The following is a 21,295-nucleotide window of genomic DNA, read 5'->3' as shown; positions in this document are numbered from 1 at the left end:
CGCCGGCTCGGGTACGGGGGCCGTGGGAGGTGCCGGGAGCGGAGGAGCCAGGGTCTGTTCTGGCGGAAAAGGCTGATAAGTCATGGGAGGAGAGACTGGGTTGTGCGCCTCTACACCTGGTTGACGGGAGATAAACGTTTTCGTCCATCGGGCGTCCACGCGGGCGGCCGTACCCGGGCATGAGAACGGCCGGCGGCAGATTCGATCTGCCGCCGGCCGTGTCCGGATGTGCCGACGTGCCGGGCTCAGCCGGCCCGGCAGGCGGAGTTCAGCGCCGTCGTCTTCGCGTCCGTGCCTTTCTGCGCGGCGTCGATGCCCGCTTCGTCACCTGCGTCGATGGCGGCGTTCGCGGCGTCGAGCGAGGCGGCCATGTCGTTCATGGCCGACCTGACCGCGCCGTCCGCCTTGCCGGCCTGCTCGGTCAGCACCGCCTTGTACGCGGCGTTGACCCCCTTGACCGCCTCCGCACCCTGCGCGGAGCCGAGTTCCTTCTCCCAGGTGGCACTGGCCGCCGCCGCCGCGTTGCACGCGTCGGCGGAGGTGGAGCCGCAACCGGTCAGGAAGGGCACGGCGGTCATCAGGGCGATGGTCATCACGATCTTCATGGCGCCAGATCCTGCGAGACCCACCTTGACGGCTGATGAACGGTCCGTCCACGCCGGGCTGCGCCCAGGCGGAGGAGGCGACGGCGGCGCCCGGCGCCCGTCAGGCGGCGCAGGCGGAGTTGAGCTTCGACACGGCGTCGCCGGCCTGGGCGGTGTACTCATCCGCCTCCTCCGGCTCGCCGATCGCCGCCAGCTCCTCGTACAGGGAGACGGCCGCCTCCTGGGCCTCCTTGACCTTCTCGTCGACGTTCAGCCCCTTGAGCTTCCGCGCGCTCTGGCTGTAGAGCTGCTTCATGGCCTCAAGGTCCCCGGCCTTGCTCTGCAACTCGGTCAGCGTGGTCGTCATGACGGCTCGCAGCTCCTTGCACCCTCTGGTGCCGGCCACGGCGGCGCTCTCGCCTCCGGAGCCGCAGGCCGCCGCCCCCAGGGTCAGGAAGGCAAGGGCTGAGACGCTCAGTGCGAGTCTGTGGCAGGACATGACTTTCCTCCGTACTGTCGCTATGGGTCACGACAACCTTCGCCACGGCCATGGACAGCCGGTCATCAACCGGTGAACCCCTCCCGTCAGGCGATCCCGAGACGGCGGCGGACGGCTCGCCCCTCGGCCATGTCGTAGGGGCCGAGGATCGCGTCGGCCTCCTGCCAGCAGCGCCGGGCCTGTTCCGGTTCCCCGAGGTCGGTCCACGCCTGTCCGAGACGGCTCAGGATCCTGCCGGCGAGCAAGGGGTCGTTCATCGACCGGTAGAGCGGCAGCGCCTCCTCGCCGACCTGCACCGCCTCCTGCGGGCGTCCCAGGGCGCGGTAGGCGTCCATGAGGCGGTGGGACGCCCACGCCGCCCTGAGCGGCAGGCCGCCCTCGCGGTAGGCGCGAGCGCTTTCCAGCAGGCTGTCGATGGCCTCCTCCAGGTCGCCCGAGTGGAACGCCGCCGCCGCGGCGCCCAGGTGGTTGACCCCGATCCCCTGGGTGTCGCCGATCTCGTGCGCCAGGCGCAGCCCCTTGCGCACGTGGGCCCTGGCCTCTGTGACGAAGCCGGCGTCGCCCAGCGCCATGGCCAGCAGGCCGTGGGCGCTGGCCGCCAGCTGGGGGCTGTGCTGCGCCTCCGCGACGGCCAGTGCCGCCGACAGCAGGCTGATCGCCTCGTCCACGCCGCGCACCCGCAGCGCGCCCAGTCCCAGCGCGTGCAGGACGGCGCCGAGGATGAGGCGGTCGTCGATCTCGGTGAGCCCCGTCACCTCGGCCAGCAGCGGCACCTCTTCCGACAGGACGCGGGTTCCCGACCGTCCCGCCTGCTCGACCGCCGCGCTGACGTTGGCCTGCTCGGCGCGTACCCAGGCGCGGGCGGCGGGCGCGTCGGCGAAGGCGAGCTCGGGGCCCTGGTGCCCGGCCTGGTGGACGAACCCGGGGAGCGAGACCCGGCAGACTCCTCTGATTCCGGCGAGGTAGTGGTCGAGCAGCCGGTCGAGCGCGGCCGCCCGTTCGCCCGCCGGGTCCGCCCGCTCGGCGAGCCCTCTGGCGTACAGGCGGACGAGATCGTGGTACCGGTAGCGGGCGGGCCCCCGCGACTCCAGCAGGCTCAGGTCGACGAGCGACTCGCAGAGGTTCTCGGCCTCCGCCGGGCCCACGTCCAGGACGGCCGCCGCGGCGGCGACGGACAGGTCGGGCCCGTCCATCAGCGCCAGCAGCCGGAACGCACGGGCGTGCTCGGCGTCGAGCGGCTCGTAGCCGAGCGCGAAGCACGACTCCACCGCATCGTGGCCGATCTTGAGCTCGGCGAGCCTGCGCCGCTCGTCGGCCAGCCGCCTCGCCAGCATCTCCACGCTCATGCCCGGCCGCGCGGCCAGTCGCGCCGCCACGATCCGCACGGCCAGCGGCAGCAGCCCGCAGGACTCGGCCAGCTCGATCGCCGCCGCGGGCTGGGCGGCGACCCGTTCCGCCCCCGCGACGCGGGCCAGCAGCTCCAGCGCCTCTTCCTCGCGGAACAGGCCGAGCCCCTCCTGGTGCGCACCCGGCAGGTCGCCCAGCCAGGACCTGCTGGTCACCAGCACCGCGCAGGTGGCGGCGCCGGGCATCAGGGGCGCGACCTGCGCGGCGTCCGCGGCGTCGTCGAGCAGGATCAGCACCCGCCGTCCCGACAGCACCGAGCGCAGCCGCGCGGTCCGCTCGTGGACCCCGGAGGGGATCTCCCGGGCGCTGAGCCCGAGCGCCCGCAGGAAGTCGGCGAGCACGTCCTCGGCCCGCAGGGGTGCGGCTCCCGTGCCGCGCAGGCTCGCGTGGAGCTGGCCGTCCGGGTACGCGGCCCGTACGGCGTGCGCCACGTGCAGCGCCAGCGTGGTCTTGCCGATCCCGCCCGCCCCCGAGAGGGCCACCACGGTCAGCGCGTTGCCGGGGCTGGTGAGCCGATCCGCCAGCTGAGCGATCAGCTGCTTCCTGCCGGTGAAGTCAGGAATGTCAGCCGGTAACTGTGCTGGCCGCAACACTGAGAAACCCACCCCAAACCTGATCCACAACGAGTCATCGAAGAGAGCAAATGACTATCATTCGTACAAATATTCCGAAGGCGCGGTATGGAACGATCTCACAGGTTGTACTTTTCGGTGCTGGGTCCGGTGCGGGCCTGGGAAGGCGACAAAGAGCTCAACCTCGGCTCGCCGCAGCAGCGCGCGGTGCTCGGCGCCCTCCTCCTCCACGAGGGCAGGGCGATCACCTGCGACGCGCTCATCGCCGCGATCTGGGGACAGGAGCCGCCGTTGCGCGCCCTCAGCACCCTGCGCACCTACGCCTACCGCCTGCGCAAGGTGCTGGAAGCCGACAGGTCGCGGCCGGGCGTGGTCGTCTCCGCCGGCACCGGCTACGCCCTGTCCGTCCCCCGGGACGCGCTGGACGTCGCCGTCTTCGAGGACAGGTACGCCGAGGCCGAGAAGGCCCGCGCGGAAGGCGACCTCACCCGTGCGCGCACGCTGATGTCAGCGGCCCTCGGGCTGTGGCAGGGCGACGCCATGGACGGCACGGTCGGGCCGTACGCCGAGGCTCAGCGCGACCGGCTCGGCGCTCGCCGCCTGAGCGCCCTGCAGGTCAAGCTCGAACTCGACATCGAGCTCGGACGGGCCACGGAGGCCGCGGCGGAGCTGGCCGTGCTGTCGGCCGCGCACCCGCTGCGGGAGTCGCTGAGCGCTCTGCTGATGCTGGCCCTGTTCCGCTGCGGCCGGCAGGCGGAGGCGCTGGAGGTCTTCGACCGCACCAGGCGTCTGCTCGCCGAGGAACTCGGCATCGACCCCGGAGGCGAGCTCAGGGAGCTGCACCAGCGCATCCTGACGTCGGACCCTGAGCTGCTGCCCGCCCGGGTCGACCCCAGACCCGGCCCGAGGCCCGCACCGGCCCGCCACGAGGACGAGGCACTCCCCCGGGTGGCCCAACTGCCGGCCGACCTGTCCGACTTCACCGGCAGGGACGACGAGGTCGCCCTGCTCGGCGAGGTGCTGAAGTCCGGCTCCGGGCAGGCGACCACCGTGGTGAGCCTTTCCGGCAAGGGCGGCGCGGGCAAGACGGCCCTGGCGATCCACGTCGCCCACCTGCTCAGCGACGCCTTCCCCGACGGCCAGCTCTACATCGACCTGTGCGGGGCCGGCGGCCGGCCCGTCGAGCCCGCCGCGGCGCTGCGCGCGTTCCTGTGCGCGCTCGGCCATCCTGACCTGGACGTCCCCGAGGACCCGGCACAGCGGGCGGCGCTGTTCCGCAGCTTCATGGTCAACCGCAGGATGCTCGTCGTCCTGGACGACGCGGTGGACGACGCGCAGGTCAGGCCCCTGCTGCCGGGGACGGGAGGCTGCGCCGTGCTGGTGACGAGCAGGGCCAAGCCCGCGGGGCTGCCGACCACCGGCCGAGTCGACCTCGACGTGCTCGAACCCCGCGACGCGGTGCGGCTGTTCACCAGGATCGTGGGGGAAGACCGAGTCGCCGCCGAGCCGGCGGCGGCGCAGGACGCGGTCGCTCTGTGCGGGTTCCTGCCGCTCGCGGTGCGCATCGCGGCCTCCCGGCTGGTCTCCAGGCCGCTGTGGACGATCTCCTCCCTGGTCAGGAGGCTGGCCGACGAGCGCACCCGTCTCTCGGAGCTGCGGCTCGGCACCATGACCGTCGAGGCGACCTTCCGGCTCGGCTACGAGCGGCTCGGCGCGACGCAGGCACGGGCCTTCAGGCTGCTCACCGATCTCCCCACCACCTCGTTCTCGCTGCCTGTCGCGGCGGCCGTGCTCGGCCTTGAGACGCTCGACGCTGAGGAGATCGTCGAGGGCCTCGTCGACCTGGGCATGCTCGACTCGCCCAGCCCGGGTCACTATCGCTTCCACACGCTGCTGTGGCTCTACGGCCGGACCCTCGCCGAACCGTCGGACAACCTCGTCGTGCCGATGGTCATGACCTGAGACGATGGCCCGCCGTCGTCGACAGCCGATCGACGGCACATTGACGGAACCGCCGGTGGCGCACGCGGACGCGGAGACCATCCGTCCATCGGACACCAAGATCGTGACTGCAGGATCCGAGGGTCAACTCAGACCTGGAGACATGATGAAGTGGAATCAACTCACGATGGGCGCCGGCGTGCTGCTCCTCACCACCATGCTGTCCGCCTGCGGCAGCGCGGAGCAGCCGGTGGCGGCCGCGGAGGAAGCCCCCAAGGCGACCCAGGCCGCCGGGGGGAAGTTCGTCGCCGAGTACGGCGAGGCCGACACCGACCTCGCCGCCGAAGGGCTTCAGCTGCTGAAGCCGGGCAAGGTGCTCGAAGGCTTCGCCGCCAGCCTCAACGGCATGCTCATCCTGCCGTACGACGTCACACTGGCCGGTGAGCAGTGCGGCGAGGTGAACGCCTACTACAGCCCCGACGAGAAGAAGATCACCATGTGCTACGAGCTCGTGGCCGACGGCTTCACCCGCTATCGCGACAAGGCCGAGTCGGAGGAGGAGAACGACCAGCACGGCCAGGCCAACCTCGTCGACACGCTGTACCACGAACTCGGCCACGCCGTGATCGACCTCTACGACCTGCCCGCCCTCGGCAAGGAGGACGACGCGGCCGACCAGTTGTCCGCGCTCATGATGTCGCAGAACGACGACGACTCCGCGAGCGTCCAGACGATCAACTACTACTTCTCGTCGGCCGGAGACCAGGACCGGGCCGCGCTCCCGTTCTACGACGAGCACTCGATGGACGAGCAGCGGGCCTTCAACTACATGTGCTGGATCTACGGCTCCGACCCCAAGGCCTACGCCGACTGGGTCGGGGAGGACGGCCTGCCGGAAGGGCGCGCCGCGAAGTGCCCGGCCGAGTACGAGAAGCTCGCCGGCTCCTGGACGAAGCTGCTGGAGCCGCACATCAAGGGCTGAGGGCGAACTGCGGGACACCGGCCCGCACGCCTTCGAGCACGGCCCGCCGCACGACAGGCTGGGTGAACCGCAGCGGCGACCCGGCGCCCAGGATCCCCATGCCGACCAGCGCCGACAGGGCCGCGGCCGCCTGGCTGTCCGGCAGGCCGGCCAGGTCGGCCACAGCGTGAAACTCCGCGTCGTGGTCGAGTGCCGCGACCGCCTCGGCCAGCGCGGCCGCCCCGGGCCCGGCGTGGCGGAGCTGACCGGCCACCCACCGCTCGATGGAGGTGGACCGCTCCCCCGCCCCCTGCGCCCGCACGTGCTCGGTGAGCAGGAACGTGTTGCCGCCGGTCTCACGCAGGCACGAGGAGATGAACGCGGGCTCCGGTTCCGCGCCCAACAGCTCGCCGGCGAGGGCCGCCGCCGCCTCGCGGGGCAGACCGCCCAGGCGCACGAGGCCGAAGATCGAGCAGAGCGACTCCAGCAGCTGACCGTCGCCGGCCGGGACGCCGGTCGCCCTGCTCGCGGCGACCAGGAGGGGCACCCGCTCGATGCGCCTGGCCAGGTAGGCCAGCCAGCGCAACGAGCCGGGGTCGCACCACTGCAGGTCATCGATGAGGATCAGCAGCGGCACCCGCTCCGCCAGCCGCACGGCCAGCCGGTAGAGCGCGTGCAACGCGTCCGGGCCACCCGACGACGGCCGGTTGTGCCAGACGATGTCGGCCGCGGGCTCGACCGTCCCGCTGAGCAGTTGCCGCCGCTCCTGCGCCGGCAGGGCGTACAGGATGGGCTCGAAGATCTGCCGGGCCACGCCGTAGTCGTACTCGCTCTCCAACGGATGCGCCTGCGCCTGCGCCACCTGGAATCCGCGCATGTCGGCCAGGGCCTCCACCCCTCTCAGGAGCTGGGTCTTGCCGGCGCCCGGCACGCCGTCGAACAGCAGGCTGCCGCCGGTGCCGGACTCGGCGGCGGCCATGGCCGCACCGGCGGCCGCGAGCTGGTCGTCCCTGCCGAGGCAGCGCAGGCGGGTGACCGGCTTCCTGGTCGCCACCGGCGCCGGCGGCAGGTCGAGCTCGGAGGTCTGCGCGAGGATGTCGGCCTCAAGTCTGCGCAGCTCGGGCCCCGGATCGACGCCGAGCTCATCGGCCAGGTAGCGGCGTGCCTCGGCCAGTACGGCAAGGGCGTCGCCCTGCCTGGACGAGCGGTAGAGGCCCAGAGCGAGCAGCCGCCAGCCCTCCTCGCGGGTGGGCTGGGCGCGCGCGTGCGCCTCCAGCGCCGGCACGGCCTCGGCGTGCCGGCCCAGGGCGAGCAGGATGTCGAGTCTGCGTTCCGTCGCCCCGAGCTGGAGTTCCTGCAGCCTGGTCGCCTCTCCCCGCGCCCACAGGGTGTGCGCGAACTCGGCGTAGGCCGGGCCCCGCCACAGGGCGAGTGCCTCGTCGACCAGGTCGAGTGCGGTACGTGGCTCGGCGGCCGCTCTGGCCTGCTGCAGCAGCCGCTCGAACCTGGCCGAGTCGAGTGCCGGCTCCTCCACCCGCAGGACGTAGCCGCGCGGCTCGGTGATCAGCACGGACGGCTTGCCGGGTTCCCGCGCGGGCGGCTCGACCACGCGACGCAGCCGGCAGACGAACGTCCGCAACGAGGACAGCGCCTGCGGTGGCGGGTTCCCCTCCCACAGGTCGTCCAGCAACTGGTCGACGGGGATGACCCTCCCGGGCGACAGCAGCAGCCGGGCGAGCACCGCCCTGTTGCGTGGCGTGCCCACCTCCAGACGTTCGTTCCCCCGCCACACCTCGACAGTTCCGAGCACGCCGAAACGCATCGACCGCATCGTTGACCCCCCAACGGTTCCGATCTGAACGCAGGCAATGGTGAGGGGGGCCGGTAGACGTTTCATGGACGAAGAATCGACGACCCGTTGATCGCCGTCCCGTGCCTCAGGTTGCTGTCGTGGCACCTTCCTGCCGTCTGTTTTCCGTGGCGAATTCCCAAAATGCCGGGCAGAGTGGCTCCCGTTCCCCGGAATCACCGAAAGGAGGAACCATGGACCATTCCATGGGCACGGCTCCGGAACTGACCATCGAGGACCTGAGCCAGGACGTCGACACGGCGCCGTCGTCACTCAGCTCCGTTTTCTGCGTGGGCTGCGACTGATTATCGAAAGGGCGGACATGGAAGACATCAGCATCGCCGCGACGGACATCACCATCGAGGAACTCTCGGACGCCGAAGGAATCGCACGGGGCTGCACCAGCACCGTCCTGTGCTTCACCCTTCCGCCGACGTAAACACCTGCCGATCTGAACGACAGCCGATTCGGCCCCCCACGCGGGGGGCCGAATCACTTTTCACCCGAAGGAGCGGAATTGCCGGTCGCCATTGGATTCACCAGGTTCGCCGCGGCGCATGTGGTGCCGGAGCACGGCGTGTTTCTCATGTCCGAACACCGTCAGCTCCTCCTGCGCGGCGCGCTGATCGAGAAGATGGCGCCCCTGCTGGACGGATCCCGCACCCGCGCCGAGGTCGTCGGCGAGCTGGCCGCGGCGTACGGGGCGGAGGCCGTGGAGCGGGCGCTCGGGCAGCTGACCGAGGCAGGGCACGTCGTCGAGATGGATCCGGGCACCGATCGGCGGGCGGCGGGGTACTGGGAGCGTGCCGGGCTGAACGGCGACACGGCCTGCGAGGCGGTGCGCGCCGGCAGCGTGCGGCTGCTGGCGCTGGGCGGCACCCGGCGCGAGTGGTTCACCGTCGCCGCCGACGAGGCGGGTCTGCGCCTGGGCGGCGCCGAGGCCGGCCTCACCGTCGTCCTGACCGACCACTACCTGCACTCCGAGCTGGCCGGCATCAACCGGGCCTGCCTGCGCGAGGGCCGCCCGTGGCTGCTGGCCAAGCCGACGGGCACGACGATCTGGATCGGCCCGCTGTTCCGGCCCGGACGGTCCGCGTGCTGGGCCTGCCTGGAGCACCGCCTGCGCGGCCACCACCCGGTCGCCTCCTTCGTACGGCGGGCCGGCGGCCTGCCCGAGTTGCCGCTGGCGGCCACGGACGTCCCCGCCGGCGTGGCCGTGGCGGTCCGGCTGGCCGCGCTGGAGGCGCAGAAGTGGCTGGCCGGCGCGCATACGGAGGAAGACGCCGTGATCACGCTCGACACCCTCACGCTGACGCCGGAGCGGCACGCGGTGCAGGCGAGACCGCAGTGCCCCGAATGCGGCACCGCCGACACCAGCCCCGAGCGCGTCCCCGGCGCCGTGCGATTCACCGACCGCGTCAAGGCGGCCACGTCGGACGGAGGGCACCGGGCCCGGGATCCCGAGCGGTTCCTCGCCGACCACCAGCATCTGGTCAGCCCGGTCACCGGCCTCGTCCCCCGCCTGGTGAAACAGGAGACCGACACGGACCTGCTGCACACCTACACCGCCGGGCACAACTTCGCCGCCCGCGCGCGCGACCTGGACGGGCTGCGGTCCGGCCTGCGCATGAGCAGCGGCGGCAAGGGCCGCAGCGACGTGCAGGCCAAGGCCGGCGCGCTGGCCGAGGCCATCGAGCGCTACTCGGGGGTCTTCCAGGGGGACGAGCCCCGCGTCACCGGCTCGTTGCGCTCGCTCGGGGACCGGGCCGTCCACCCCAATGCCGTCTCCCGCTACAGCGACCGGCAGATCAGCGAACGCGATTCCTGGAACGCCGGGGACTGCCCGTTCCACTGGGTGCCCGAGGCGTTCGACGAGGACGCCGAGCTGGAATGGAGCCCGGTGTGGTCGCTGACCGAACAGCGCCACAAATACCTGCCGACCGGCTCCCTCTACTACCAATACCCCGGCGGCGGCATGGTGAAGGCCGACTCCAACGGCGCCGCCGCGGGATCCAGCACGGAGGACGCCGCGCTGCAGGGATTCCTGGAACTCGTCGAGCGCGACAGCGTCGCCATCTGGTGGTACAACCGGATTTCCCGTCCGGGCGTGGAGCTGGCCGGATTCGGTGACGACTATTTCCTCCGATGGCAGCACGAGTACCACCGGATGAATCGCGAGACGTGGATTCTCGACCTCACCACCGATCTCGGCGTCCCGGTCGCCGCGGCCGTTTCCCGGCGATACGACAAACCGGCGGAGGACATTCTCGTCGCGTTCGGCGCGCATTTCGACATGCGCATCGCCGTTTCGCGGGCCATGACCGAGATGAACCAGTTCCTGCCCGCGGTGCTGCCCATGCGGGCCGACGGGACGGGTTCCTACGCCTACGACGATCCGTACCAGGTGCGGTGGTGGCGTACGGCGACCGTCGCGAACCAGCCCTACCTGCTGCCCCACGCGAGCCTGCCCGCCCGGACGGCCGCCGACCACCCCTGCGTCTTCCGGCCCAACCTCCGTGACGACCTGCTGGAGGCGCAGCGGATCGTGGAGGGCAAGGGGATGGAGATGCTGGTGCTCGATCAGACCCGGCCGGACACCGGGCTGCCCGTGGTGAAGGTCATCGTGCCCGGTATGCGGCATTTCTGGCCCCGCTATGCGCCCGGACGCCTCTACGACGTGCCCGTGGAGCTGGGCTGGCTGCCGGAGCCGCGCACCGAGGACCAGCTCAACCCCATCGGCGTCTTCGTCTGAGGAGTGGTGAGATGAACCCGGAGCTGTCGCCGCGCCTGGCCTTCAGGGAGGGCGTGCAGGTGCTGCCGGAAGGCTCGGTCACGCACGTACGGCACGCCATGGCGGCCTTCCGCCTCCGGGGGGTGCCGCCTGCGCTGCGGGCCGCGCTCCACCGCCTCGCGGGCGGGCGCGTCGCCTGCGACCCAGAGCTCGACCGGCTGTGCGCCCGGCTGTCCCCGCTGGTCACCAGCTTCCTCGTCGACGCCGAGGACCGTCCCGTGCTGAGCGTCGAGCGGCTGACGCGCACCGCCACGTTCGCGCCGGCGCCCCTCGCCGCCGGGACGCGGGTCCGGCTCTCCCGGTTCACGATGTCCCGCCGGCACCAGGGAGACCTCGTCCTGGAGTCGCCGCTGTCGATGGTCCGCCTGCGCTGGCACTCGGACGAGGGCTGGCGATTCATGGCGGGCCTGTCGGCCGGCCGGGCGGCGTCCGGGCTCACCGACGCCTACCTGCACGCCGCCGGGCTGCTGGAGCTCGACACCGGCAGCGGATTCCACGAGCCGGACGTCCTGCGCCAGTGGGAGTTCCACGATCTGCTCTTCCACTCGCGCAGCAGGCTGGGACGGCACGGCGAGCCGTTCGGCGCCACGTACCCGTTCAGGGGAGAGATCCCGCCGCGGCCCGCCGTGAGACGGCCGCCCGCGGGGCCGGTCGTCGGCCTTCCCGCACCCGACCTGGACGCGGCCTGCGAGCGCGACCCGGCCTTCACCGACGTGCTGGAGCAGCGGCGCTCGATCCGCGAGTACGGACAGCGGCCGCTGCGGGCGGACCAGGTGGCGGAGTTCCTGTACCGGGTGGCGCGGGTGCGTTCGCTCACAGACGCCGAGGGGCTGCCCTACCAGGCCAGCTCGCGGCCCTATCCGTCCGGCGGCGCCTGCTACGACCTGGAGCTCTACCCGCTCGTCGAGAGGTGCGACGGCCTGGCCTCCGGGATCTACCACTACGACCCGCTGGGTCACCGGCTGACCGGCGTCGAGGCCCGCTCCGCCGACCTGGCGAGGATACTGGGTGACGCCCGCGCGGCCGCCGGGCTGGACTGCTCCCCCGACGTCATGTTCGTGATCACCTCGCGCTTCCAGCGTCTGTCCTGGAAGTACCGGGGCCTGGCGTACGCGGCCACGCTCAAGAACGTCGGCGTGCTCTACCAGACGATGTACCTGGTGGCGACCGCCATGGGGCTGGCGCCGTGCGCGCTCGGGTCGGGCGACTCCGAGCTGTCGGCCCGGGTGCTCGGCCTCGACCGGCTCGAGGAGTCGGCCGTGGGCGAGTTCATGCTGGGCAGCCGTCCCTCATGACGCCCGTCGTGGCCCTGGTGCTGATGAGGGTGGCCGGACTGCCGGTGCGGGATCTCGACGTGCTGGTCGCCCCCGAGCTCGGCGGCCTGCTGGAGCGGGCCGCCGAGCAGCGCGACCGCTCGGCGGAGCTCGGCCGCCGGGTCGCCGGCGCCCTGCACGACGTCGTCCCCCGCCTGGCGGACGAGGCCCGGCGGGAGGCGCTCAGGCTGCGGCGGGACGCCCACAACGGCCGCTGCACCGACCGCACGCGCGCCGCCGCCGGCGCCGTGGAACAGTACCTCGACCGTGAGCTCCGCGATCTCGTCGGCTCCTGGCTCCGCTCGGTCACCGCGCTGCGGGCGAGCCTGGCCGAGACCGACCGGGCGGCGGCCGCGCACGTCGCGGCGGCCGGCCGCCAGGTGTTCGGCCTGCTGACCCGGCCCGGCATCATGGGCACGCTCGCGCTGGCGAGCCCCGCCTTCACGCGCGTCCTGCTCGGCCCCGGATCCGCCCGGCCGTCCCCGCCGGACAGCAGGACGTGCAGGACCGCCGTGTCGTACGCCACCAGGGCGGCGCTGAAGCCGAGCCCGTTCGGGTCGCTGGGCCGCACCGTCCCCTCGACCGCGACGGTGAGCTCTCCCCTTCATCTGGCGGTCGCCCTCGTCCGGGCCTGCGCGCAGCACCCGGGCCTGTCGTCGCGGTTCCCCTCCCGGGTCAACCCGAGCCTGCGCGACGTCGCGGGAAGGTGGTACGCGATGCTGCCCTGCTACGACGTGCCCGCCGGGCTCCTGCCGCATCGCTGGGACGAGCTGACCGACGCCTCCCTCTACGTGCCCGGCCACCTCGTTCCTGACCACCCGGACAGCGCCCGCCCCCTCGACAACTGGCCCCGAGCCGGGACGGAACTGGCCGGCAGGTGGGTGGAGATGGGGCTGCTGCTCCCCGATGTCCCGTGGCGATCCGGTGAACGCGACTGGCTGGCCCGGCTCGCCGACCGCGTACCCGCGGGACCCGTGTCCGGCGCCCTCGCCGAGTTGAAACGGGCCGAACAGCGGATGCCGGCCGCCGACGCCGCCGAGCGGGTACGGCTCGACGCCCGGGTACGGCAGGCCGCCGCCGACGCCTTCGAACGCCTGGACACCTCCCCGCCCGCCTGGCTCCGGAACGCCCCCCTGTTCCACGAGACCCTGCCCGCCGACGACGTCCCGCTGCCCGCCCTCCCCCCGCAGGTGAGCGAGGACCTGGGTGTCGTGGCGGCGCAGATCCGGGCCGGGCTCGGCCGAACACGCCTGTACGAGGGCCTGGTCCGGCACTTCGTCGCCCGGTACGGCCCCGGCGGACACTGCGACGACCTCCTGGAGTTCCTCTACACCTATCCGTGGACCGCCGCCCCCTCCCCGGCGCACCCGCCACAACCCGGCGGCACGCTGGGCCTCCCCGCCGCCACGGTGTTCTACCAGATCGCCGCGGACGACCGCGCGGCCCTCGACCGGGGCGACTACACCCTGGTGGTCAACCAGGTCTGCGTCGAGCCGGGCGGGCAGGCCGCGCGATGGGACGGCGCCCACGGCACGGCGGACACGCTGCGGGCCTGGATCTCCTCGCTGCACCCGGGGTGCACGGTGTACGAGCTGCTCGCCGGAGCCGACTTCGCCGCCGTGCAGATGCCGGCCGCCCGGCTCTTCGAGCGCGTCGCCTGGCCGTCCGACCTCGGCCCTCCGCAGGGCCGCGACCTGCGCGGCTTCGCGGTGACCCACGACCGCCGGACCGGCACGCTGCAGGTCCGTGATCCGGCGGGCACCCGTGCCGCCTTCGTCTATCTGGGCGCCGTGCCGCTGCCCCTGCTCCACGGGCCGGTGCGGCTGCTGGCCACGCTGACCCACCCCTGGATCCCGGCGTCCCTGGAGACGCCGGGAACGCCGGGAGCGCCGGCCGCGAGGGTGCGGCAGGGCAGGGTGGTCATGAGCCGGGCGCGGTGGCGTCTGCCCGCCGCCGCCGTCCCGCGGCGTACCGGCTCGTGGGCCCGGCACCTGGCGGACCTCGACGTCTGGCGGGTCGCTCATGGCGTCCCGCGTCAGGTGTTCGTACGGCGCGGCGGGCGCAAACCGTTCTGGGTGGACTTCCGCGCGCCGCACACCGTCGCGCTGCTCGACCACGAGCTGACCGGCGGGGAGATCGAACTGACCGAGGCCCTGCCCACCCGTGAGCAGCACTGGGTGCGCGACGGCTCCGGCCGTGCCCGTGCCGCCGAGTTCGTCGCCCTCGTCCGGCTGGACGGCGGCGCATGAGGTGGGACTGGCTCTACTACCGGCTGCTCGTCCAGTCGGGAGACCACCTCCAGGACGTGGTGGAGCACCCGCTGAGCCGGCTGATCGGCGCGGCCGACGGGATCGAGCGGTGGTTCTTCCTCCGGTTCACCGACCGGTGGGGCCCGCACGTCCGGCTGCGCCTGGCGGCGACGCCGGACCGGATCTCCGGCCTGCGGCGGCTCGCGCGGCAGGTGTTCGAGGTCCGGGACGCGTGGCCGAAGCGCCTGACCGAGTCCTGGCGCGGTGCGGCACTGTCCCTCTACGAGCCCGAGCTGGCCAAGTACGGCGGCGTCGCCGGCGTGGCGAACGCCGAGCGGGTCTTCCATGCCTCCAGCGAGCTCGCCCTGTCCCTCGCCCCCTCCCTCGCCGGGCCCGGCCGGCGGGAACGGCGGCTGGCCGCCGCGCTGGCCGTCACGCGGACGGCGGCCGAGCTGCTGCCGCCGACGGGCCGCAGATCGTTCCTCTACCACATGGCGTGGCACTGGACCGGCCACGACCAGGAGCGGCGAGCCAGGATCCGCCTGCTCGCCGGCCGCCGCCCGGTGGAGCCGGCCCCCATGAGCGGCCCCGCGTTCGACCTGTACGGGCACCACCTGGAACGGGCCCTGGCCGAGGGGCCTCGGCCCGCCCCGCACCTGCTGTTCCACTTCGTCCACACCACGAACAACCGGCTCGGCCTGAACGTGCTGGAGGAGGCGCTGATCGCCGAGCAGCTACTCCTCGGCTGACGGAGTCAGCTCCTTGGCCAGGTATCCGGCCTGGAAACGGCTCTGTGCGCCCAGCGTCTTCATGATCTCGGCGATGTGCCGGCGGCACGACCTGACCGACAGCCCGATCGCGCGGGCGATGAACTCGTCCTTGGCCCCCTCCGCCAGCATGGCCAGGATGGTCGAGCGCAGGTCGTCCAGCACCGGCGCGCTGTACTCCGCGGCGAACTGCTCCCCCGACGTCCAGTACGACTCGAAGACCCGGCGCACGAACGCCACCAGCGCCGGCTCCCGGACCACCAGCATCATCGCCGGCTCGCCGGACGCCGGGACGAGCGCGATTCTGGCGTCCAGGACGACGACGCGCGCGGGCACCTCGGCGACGCTGCGCACCTGCGCGCCCATGCCGGACAGGTCGAGCACGTCCTGACGCGACCTCGCGACGCGCCGGTGCGCGTGCGGGCACAGCAGCCGGACCGCGACGCCGCGCTCCAGCGCGCGGCGAAGCCCGCGGGCAATCGATTCCTCCCCCGGCTGCGCCACGGCCACCTCCTCGACGCAGGCGGACAGCTCGCTGTCGAGCAGCGCCTCCGCCTCCGCCATGGGGACGGCGGTGACGGCCTGCTCCCGCCACCCGTCGAGCGCCTGCACGTACAGCGGCCCGAACTCGGCCAGCACGCTGCGGGTACGTTCCAGCCGCAGCTGTTCGAGACGGAGCCGGGCCTCCTCCTGCAGGGTCTCGGCCGCCACCAGGGCCGGCCCGATCGCGTGCAGGCGGCCTGCTGCGTCCTCACGCAGCAGGCCCAATCCGGTGAGCCAGGTGGTGGCCCGCGCAGGGGGCTCCCGGAGCCGGAGACCCTCCCGCAGTTCGGCCATGGTGGCCCCGCCATGCCGGACCACGTGCAGATAGATCTGCACGGCCTCGTCGCTCAGCTCGGGCATCGGTGCTCGTCCCACACCATGGGCAGCCGCTCGAAGTCCTCGGTCGTGGTGCCCCCCACCTGGCGGAGCTCCGCCACCGGGATGGCCAGCCGGAGGCCGGGGAGGCGGCGCAGGATCGCGCTCACCGCCTCGGTGAGTTCGACCCTGGCCAGCCCGGCGCCCACGCAGTGGCGCGGACCGCGGCCGAAGGCGAGATGCGGGGCCGGAGAGCTTCGCGTGACGACGAAACTGCCCGCGTCGGGGAAGACGCCGGGATCCCTGTTGGCCGCCGGCACGTTGAGCAGGATCCCGTCCCCCTCCCTGATCGTCACCCCGCCGATCCTGAGGTCGGCGTGCGCGTAGCGGGGTATCCCGTGGGTGTTGGCGGACGCCAGCCGTAACCCCTCCTCCACCGCGGCCTCGACGAGCGCCGGACTCCGCTGGACCAGCGCCCGCTGGTCGGGGCAGGCCAGCAGGAAGGCCGTCACGAAGTCGACGCGTAGGGCCGTGGTGGCGTACCCGCCGAAGAGCACCGCCGCGCCGAGGCGCGCGAGCTCGGCGACGGAGAACGGGCTCTCGGCGACGACCAGATCGCTCAGCAGGTCCCGCGCCGGCCGGCGGCGCTTGCGGTGGAGCAGTTCCTCCACGTATGCGACAAGCCTGCTCCAGGCCGCCCAACTCCGCTCCGGCTCGCTCAGCAGGCTCGCCTCGTCGGCCCAGGCGGCGAAGTCGTCACGGTCGGCGTACGGCACGCCGAGCAGCTCGCAGATGACCCGCCCGGCCAGCGGACGGGAGAAGCAGGCCCGCAGGTCCGCCGGAGGACCGTGGGCGGCCACGCCGTCCAGCACCTCCTCCGCGGTGCGCCGGACGAACCCGCGGAGCGCGGCCGTCCTCCTGGCGGAGAAGGCCGGATTGAGCAGCCGCCGCATCGCGGCGTGATCCGCCCGCTCACTCGCGTGTGCGCCCGCCGGGCCGCCCAGCCTGATCGAGCCGGACAGGCGGGCGGCCCGTTCGGGGCACGGGTGCGATCTTCCCAGCCGCCGGTCCGACAGCAGGTCGCGAACCTCGGCGTAGCCCGTCACCAGCCAGGCAGGGTCCCCTGCCGGTGTCGTGACTCTGCGGACGGCCGGGCCTTCCAGATAACCGGCGGCCAGTTCGAACGGGTGAAGTCCGGCAAACGGAAGCCGCGGTGGTTCTTGCACGAGTCATCCCCCAGGTCGTTACGATCATCCCGATCCAAGAACTCGATGATCGACAGCCGGTTGACACGGGGTTGACGGCAGAACCTCGGCGGCCCGCGCCGTCCGGTACGCGACGCACGGCACGGCGGACGAGCTTCTCGTCGGAATCATGCCGTCGTGACGCGACCTTCGCGGGTGCTCGCGCATGGCGAAGGCATACAGTTCGACATCACCCACGGCGCTCCCCGTTCTCCGGCCGCCGCGGCGTCGGTTGACGCGGCGGTGACCGAGTCGTTCCCCGTCCACCGGCTTTCCGTGGTACGGCTGGCGTTCCTGCTGGCCGGAGACCGGCAGACCGCCGAGGGACGTGGTCCAGGACGCCTTAGCCGCGGTGTGTCGCAGGCGGCCGGCGCGAGGTTCCGCTTCGGTCGGCCGAGGCCGCGGCGCTGCTGGGCGAGACCCTGACGGAGGTCGCCGTCGCCGGTGACCGGTCGGCGATGGGTGAGCGATCAGGGCCGGCGTGAGATGAACATGATGTACTCGCAGGGAGCGTTCGTCCGGTTGGCGAAGCCGTGGTCGGCGTCGGCCTGGAAGAACAGGGAGTCGCCTGTCTCCAGGGTCTCGTTGATCCCGCCGATCGCGACGGTGAGACTGCCTTCGAGCACCAGGAGCTGTTTCTCCGTACCCGGCGGATAGGCGGGCAGCAGCCCGGTGGACACCTGGGCGGGGAGGTGGTGGAAGACCATCTCGGCTCCTCCCGCGCCCGGGGCCGCGGACACCATGTGCCGCTCGAAGCCGGTCTCCGGGTCACGGAACACGGGACGATGGTTCCTGCGCATGACGACGGCCACGCCGGACGCGGCCCCGGCCGGCGCGCCGATCAGGTCCGAGAGCGACGCGTCGAGCGCGTGGGCGATCCTGGACGCGACGCCGATCGTCGGGCTCTTCTCACCGCGTTCGACCTTGGACAACATCGCCCGGCTGACCGACGACTGCGCGGACAGCTGCTCCAGCGTCAGGCCCGCCTCCTCGCGACGTCGCCGCACGTTGACGCCGAACGCGCCGGCCAGGTCGTCACCGTGCTGTGGTTCGGCCACGTTCCCGTCTTTCTCGACCACCGTGCTCCTCGATCGATCCGTCCCTCGCTGTCCCACAGTGTAGGGTTTCTTCTAAAGAAGATAATGTCTTCTATCGAAGACGGGCGATGCGCGCCCGACATGACGGAGGTTCCATGCGTTTCACTTCGGGTGGCCGGCTCCACGCCACGTTCGAGTTCGGCGAGCTGCGGGTGATCTCGTTGCGCGACGGGTACATCGACATGCCGCCCACACGGCTGCGCGGCGAGGACGGGCGCGCGCTCGGCGAGCTGCCGGCCGCCGTCCCGCTGGCCGGCGACAACCTGCGGCTGTCGGTCAACGCCTTCTACGTCACCGACGGCACGCGGTCGGTGCTCATCGACACCGGCGCGTCCGACGCCTGGCACGTCCCCACCATGGGGCTGATCTACGACGCGCTCGACGAGGCGGGGATCGACCGCGCGGACGTGACGGACGCGGCCATCACCCACAACCACGAAGACCACGTGAGCGGCCTGATCGCGCCGGACGGCTCAGAGGCGTTCCCCAAGCTTGAGCGCGTGTGGATCGGCGCGGGCGACGCCTCGGTCTTCGCCGGGCGGCGGCTGGAGCCGGTCCGCGACCGGGTCGTACCCGTGTCGGAGAAGGTGGCGATCAACGAGTGGGCCACCGCGCTCCCGACGCCGGGCCACACCCCCGGGCACACCGTCTACGAGATCAGCAGCTCCGCCGGCCGTCTTCTCGTCTGGGGCGACACCGTTCACGTCCCCACACTGCAGTTCGATCGGCCGAAGGTGTCCTGGGAGCTCGACGGCGACCAGGCCGAGGCCCGCGCCGCGCGGGCGGCGCTGCTCGAACGACTGAGCCGGCCACACCACTTCGTGGCCGGCGCCCACCTCGACTCACCCGGCATCGCCCGCGTGACCCCCTCCGGCGAGGGCTACGCGCTGGAATACCTCGCACCGCCGATCGGCTGATCGACCCCGCCGGCTCCGGGCCGCGCCCGCGATGCGGCAGCCGGTCGGTCCGGCGCTCACGCGTCCCGTACACGGGGACGGAGTCCAGGCCGGGCCGGGGCGTCGCCGTCCGGGCCCGGCCGGGCACGGCCACCGGGCCGGACGCCGGGTTGCGGAACCACGCCTTCCGCCCCAGGTACCAGATGGCGGTCCACTCGCCCTGCCGGTCGGCGACGACGTAGCGCTGCCCGGTGGCGGCGCGGGCGGCGTGGTCGTACATGCTGAACGTGGACTGGTCCGTCGGATGCTTGCCGATGTCCTTGACGAGCGGCGCGTCCTCGCGCGGCTCGGTGTGCAGCCAGACCGAGGCCGACCCGTGGGCCGGGCAGTCGGTTTCGGGGTGGTCGTCGTCGCAGCCGATGTAGTGCGGCCGGTTGGTGTCGTAGTCCGGCCGGATCATGACCGTGGCCGTGCCGGAGTCGCCGTCGGGGCTCAGCGGAGCGCCCAGCAGGTCGAAGCAGTGGGCCCGGTCCCATTTCTTTCTGGAGACCCCGGCCTTCTCTCTGGAGACCCCGCCCCCTCGCGCAGGCTCTCCGGCTCACTCGTCCAGCCCGCCTCTCACGCCAGGTCGAGCACCGCCTTGCCGTGCACGCGGCGGTCGAGGAGGGCGGTCGCCGCCTCGGCGGCGTCGTCCCAGCCGCCGCGCCAGGTGATCTCCGGGCTCAGCGTGCCGTCCGCGACCCGCCCGGCCAGCCAGGTCAGGTCGCGGTGCAGGCCCTGGCAGTAGAGCAGGTGGAAGGTCACCAGCGAGCGGTCGTGGCGGTCGGGCCCGCCGAACAGCGCGCCGAACGGGAAGTTCTCGCCCTCGCCGGTGGAGTGGCCGACGGCGACCAGCGTGCCGCCCTCGGTGAGCTGGTCGAACGCCTCGACCAGCGGGACGCCGCCGAGCAGGTCCAGGACGCCGTCGAGCCGTCCGCCGCTCTCGGCGGGAGCGGCGACGACCTCGTCCGCGCCGAGCGCCCGCAGCCCGTCGCCGTGCCGGGCCGGGTCACCGGTGGCGGCGATGACGTACGCGCCGCCGAGCCGGGCGAGCTGCACGGCGTACCGGCCGACGCCGCCCGTCGCGCCGGTGACCAGGACGCGCCGCCCCAGGATCGGCCCGAGGCGGTCGAGCGCGCGCAGCGCGGTGGCGCCGGCGACCGGGATCGTGCTGATCGCGCCGGGGTCCGCGCCCTGCGGCACGACCCCGATCCGGTCGGTCGGAACGGCCCGCAGCTCGGCCCACCCGCCGTCCCAGCCCAGCGTGACCACGGGCGTGCCCGCCGCGGGCCCCGAGCCGTCGGCCGCCGCCTGGACGACGACCCCCGCCGCGTCCCAGCCGAGCACCGTGCCCTCGGGCGCCTCCTGCAGGGCGTGCCTGACCTCGCCGTAGTTGAGCGACGTGGCGGTGACGCGGACCAGCGCCTCGCCGGACGCCGGCACCGGGTCGGGCGCCTGGCCCACCCGCAGACCACCGGGAACGGAACGGTCGACGATCAAAGCGCGCATGCTGACATCCTCCAAAGTGCCACTGAGTGGCATAAGCCTATAGGAGGCATATGCGCTCCGGATACACTGGGGACGATGACCGCCGACCTGCTGCCGCTCCGCGAGCGCAAGAAGCTCAAGACCAGGGCCACCCTGGTGGACACCGCGCTCGCGCTGTTCACCGAGCGCGGCTTCGACCAGGTGACCCTCGACGAGCTGTGCGCGGAGGTCGAGGTCTCCAAGCGCACGTTCTTCCGCAACTTCGCCAGCAAGGAGGAGGTCGCCTCCGCCCCGCTGGAGGCCCTGTGGACCGCGCTCCTCGACGACGTCGAGCACGCACCGCTCGGCGGCCGTCCCGTGCTGGAGGTGCTGCAGGAGGCGATGCTCGCGGCGGTGCGCAGGATGTCGGCGGAGGGGCCGGAATGGGTGGCCCGCGTGCGGCTCAGTCAGGAGCTGTCGCAGCGTACGCCGTCCATCGCCGCGCACGGGCTGCAGTTCTGCGACCGCACCAGCGCGGCCTTCGAGACCACCCTGCGCAGGCGGCTCGGTCTCGGCGACCGCGACCACCGGCCCAGGCTGGCGCTCGACCTGCTGGTGGCCGCCTTCCACGCCGCCCTGCGCGGCTGGACCACCGCCTCACCGGACCCCACGCTCGACGACCTGCTCGCCGAACTGCGCACCGTCTTCGCGGCCACGCCGCAGGCGGCGACCTTCACCGGCGACGAGCCGGGCCGCTGAGC

The 21,295-nt window shown here is 72.7% G+C and carries 16 protein-coding genes; 8 read left to right on the top strand and 8 right to left on the bottom strand.

Annotated elements, in window-relative coordinates; translation table 11 throughout:
- Positions 1-245: 245 nt before the first annotated feature.
- The 3 genes from ACIBQ6_RS01620 to ACIBQ6_RS01610 all read right to left on the bottom strand — a co-directional run bounded on the left by ACIBQ6_RS01620 (position 246) and on the right by ACIBQ6_RS01610 (position 3,083).
- Entirely contained in the window at positions 246-605 is a 360-nt protein-coding gene (locus tag ACIBQ6_RS01620) for a hypothetical protein (RefSeq protein ID WP_358297925.1), read from the bottom strand.
- 100 nt (positions 606-705) lie between these two features.
- On the bottom strand, positions 706-1,083 hold the full coding sequence (locus ACIBQ6_RS01615; protein ID WP_397209671.1) for a hypothetical protein: 378 nt from the start codon (positions 1,081-1,083) through the stop codon (positions 706-708).
- Between the two features lie 86 nt (positions 1,084-1,169).
- Positions 1,170-3,083 carry an ATP-binding protein gene (locus ACIBQ6_RS01610; protein WP_397209670.1) on the bottom strand — a complete coding sequence of 638 codons (1,914 nt, stop codon included), beginning with the start codon at positions 3,081-3,083 and terminating at the stop codon, positions 1,170-1,172.
- 129 nt (positions 3,084-3,212) lie between these two features.
- Between ACIBQ6_RS01610 and ACIBQ6_RS01605 the strand changes: the two genes are divergently transcribed.
- Together ACIBQ6_RS01605 and ACIBQ6_RS01600 are read left to right on the top strand one after the other, a co-directional pair.
- Positions 3,213-5,024, top strand: a complete 1,812-nt coding sequence (locus ACIBQ6_RS01605; protein WP_397209669.1) for a BTAD domain-containing putative transcriptional regulator — start codon at positions 3,213-3,215, stop codon at positions 5,022-5,024.
- Positions 5,025-5,166: 142 nt separating this feature from the next.
- Complete coding sequence (locus tag ACIBQ6_RS01600; RefSeq protein WP_358297933.1) at positions 5,167-5,985, top strand: DUF4344 domain-containing metallopeptidase; 819 nt, start codon at positions 5,167-5,169, stop codon at positions 5,983-5,985.
- Here the strand turns inward: ACIBQ6_RS01600 and ACIBQ6_RS01595 are convergent.
- Positions 5,975-7,786, bottom strand: a complete 1,812-nt coding sequence (locus tag ACIBQ6_RS01595; protein WP_397209668.1) for a BTAD domain-containing putative transcriptional regulator — start codon at positions 7,784-7,786, stop codon at positions 5,975-5,977. The genes ACIBQ6_RS01600 and ACIBQ6_RS01595 overlap by 11 nt on opposite strands.
- A gap of 613 nt (positions 7,787-8,399) precedes the next feature.
- Between ACIBQ6_RS01595 and ACIBQ6_RS01590 the strand changes: the two genes are divergently transcribed.
- The 4 genes from ACIBQ6_RS01590 to ACIBQ6_RS01575 are packed head-to-tail and all read left to right on the top strand — an operon-like array spanning position 8,400 to position 14,915.
- On the top strand, positions 8,400-10,565 hold the full coding sequence (locus ACIBQ6_RS01590; RefSeq protein WP_397209667.1) for a TOMM precursor leader peptide-binding protein: 2,166 nt from the start codon (positions 8,400-8,402) through the stop codon (positions 10,563-10,565).
- A gap of 11 nt (positions 10,566-10,576) precedes the next feature.
- Positions 10,577-11,899, top strand: coding sequence for a SagB family peptide dehydrogenase (locus tag ACIBQ6_RS01585; protein ID WP_397209666.1), 1,323 nt, complete (start codon positions 10,577-10,579; stop codon positions 11,897-11,899).
- Positions 11,896-14,166, top strand: coding sequence for a lantibiotic dehydratase (locus ACIBQ6_RS01580; RefSeq protein WP_397209665.1), 2,271 nt, complete (start codon positions 11,896-11,898; stop codon positions 14,164-14,166). The genes ACIBQ6_RS01585 and ACIBQ6_RS01580 overlap by 4 nt, the downstream gene beginning before the upstream one ends.
- Positions 14,163-14,915, top strand: a complete 753-nt coding sequence (locus ACIBQ6_RS01575) for a thiopeptide-type bacteriocin biosynthesis protein (RefSeq protein ID WP_397209664.1) — start codon at positions 14,163-14,165, stop codon at positions 14,913-14,915. Before ACIBQ6_RS01580 ends, ACIBQ6_RS01575 begins: the two co-directional genes overlap by 4 nt.
- Here ACIBQ6_RS01575 and ACIBQ6_RS01570 read toward each other — a convergent pair.
- From ACIBQ6_RS01570 to ACIBQ6_RS01560, 3 genes are all read right to left on the bottom strand, one after another.
- Entirely contained in the window at positions 14,901-15,836 is a 936-nt protein-coding gene (locus ACIBQ6_RS01570; protein ID WP_397209663.1) for a LuxR C-terminal-related transcriptional regulator, read from the bottom strand. The genes ACIBQ6_RS01575 and ACIBQ6_RS01570 overlap by 15 nt on opposite strands.
- Positions 15,824-16,897: a cytochrome P450 gene (locus tag ACIBQ6_RS01565; protein WP_397209662.1), complete on the bottom strand. Its 1,074-nt coding sequence runs from the start codon at positions 16,895-16,897 to the stop codon at positions 15,824-15,826. Before ACIBQ6_RS01565 ends, ACIBQ6_RS01570 begins: the two co-directional genes overlap by 13 nt.
- 608 nt (positions 16,898-17,505) lie before the next feature.
- Positions 17,506-18,114, bottom strand: coding sequence for a helix-turn-helix domain-containing protein (locus ACIBQ6_RS01560; protein WP_397209661.1), 609 nt, complete (start codon positions 18,112-18,114; stop codon positions 17,506-17,508).
- A 113-nt stretch (positions 18,115-18,227) separates the two neighbouring features.
- Here ACIBQ6_RS01560 and ACIBQ6_RS01555 point away from each other — a divergent pair, with 113 nt between their 5' ends.
- Complete coding sequence (locus ACIBQ6_RS01555) at positions 18,228-19,049, top strand: MBL fold metallo-hydrolase (RefSeq protein ID WP_397209659.1); 822 nt, start codon at positions 18,228-18,230, stop codon at positions 19,047-19,049.
- 597 nt (positions 19,050-19,646) lie between these two features.
- Here the strand turns inward: ACIBQ6_RS01555 and ACIBQ6_RS01550 are convergent.
- On the bottom strand, positions 19,647-20,576 hold the full coding sequence (locus tag ACIBQ6_RS01550; RefSeq protein WP_397209658.1) for a zinc-binding dehydrogenase: 930 nt from the start codon (positions 20,574-20,576) through the stop codon (positions 19,647-19,649).
- Between the two features lie 75 nt (positions 20,577-20,651).
- Between ACIBQ6_RS01550 and ACIBQ6_RS01545 the strand changes: the two genes are divergently transcribed.
- On the top strand, positions 20,652-21,293 hold the full coding sequence (locus ACIBQ6_RS01545) for a TetR family transcriptional regulator (protein WP_358297957.1): 642 nt from the start codon (positions 20,652-20,654) through the stop codon (positions 21,291-21,293).
- The last annotated feature ends 2 nt before the right edge of the window (positions 21,294-21,295 follow it).

Source organism: Nonomuraea sp. NPDC049655 (genome assembly GCF_044465465.1).
In the GTDB taxonomy this organism is placed as follows: domain Bacteria; phylum Actinomycetota; class Actinomycetes; order Streptosporangiales; family Streptosporangiaceae; genus Nonomuraea.
This window is presented reverse-complemented; position numbering and strand designations above follow the sequence as displayed.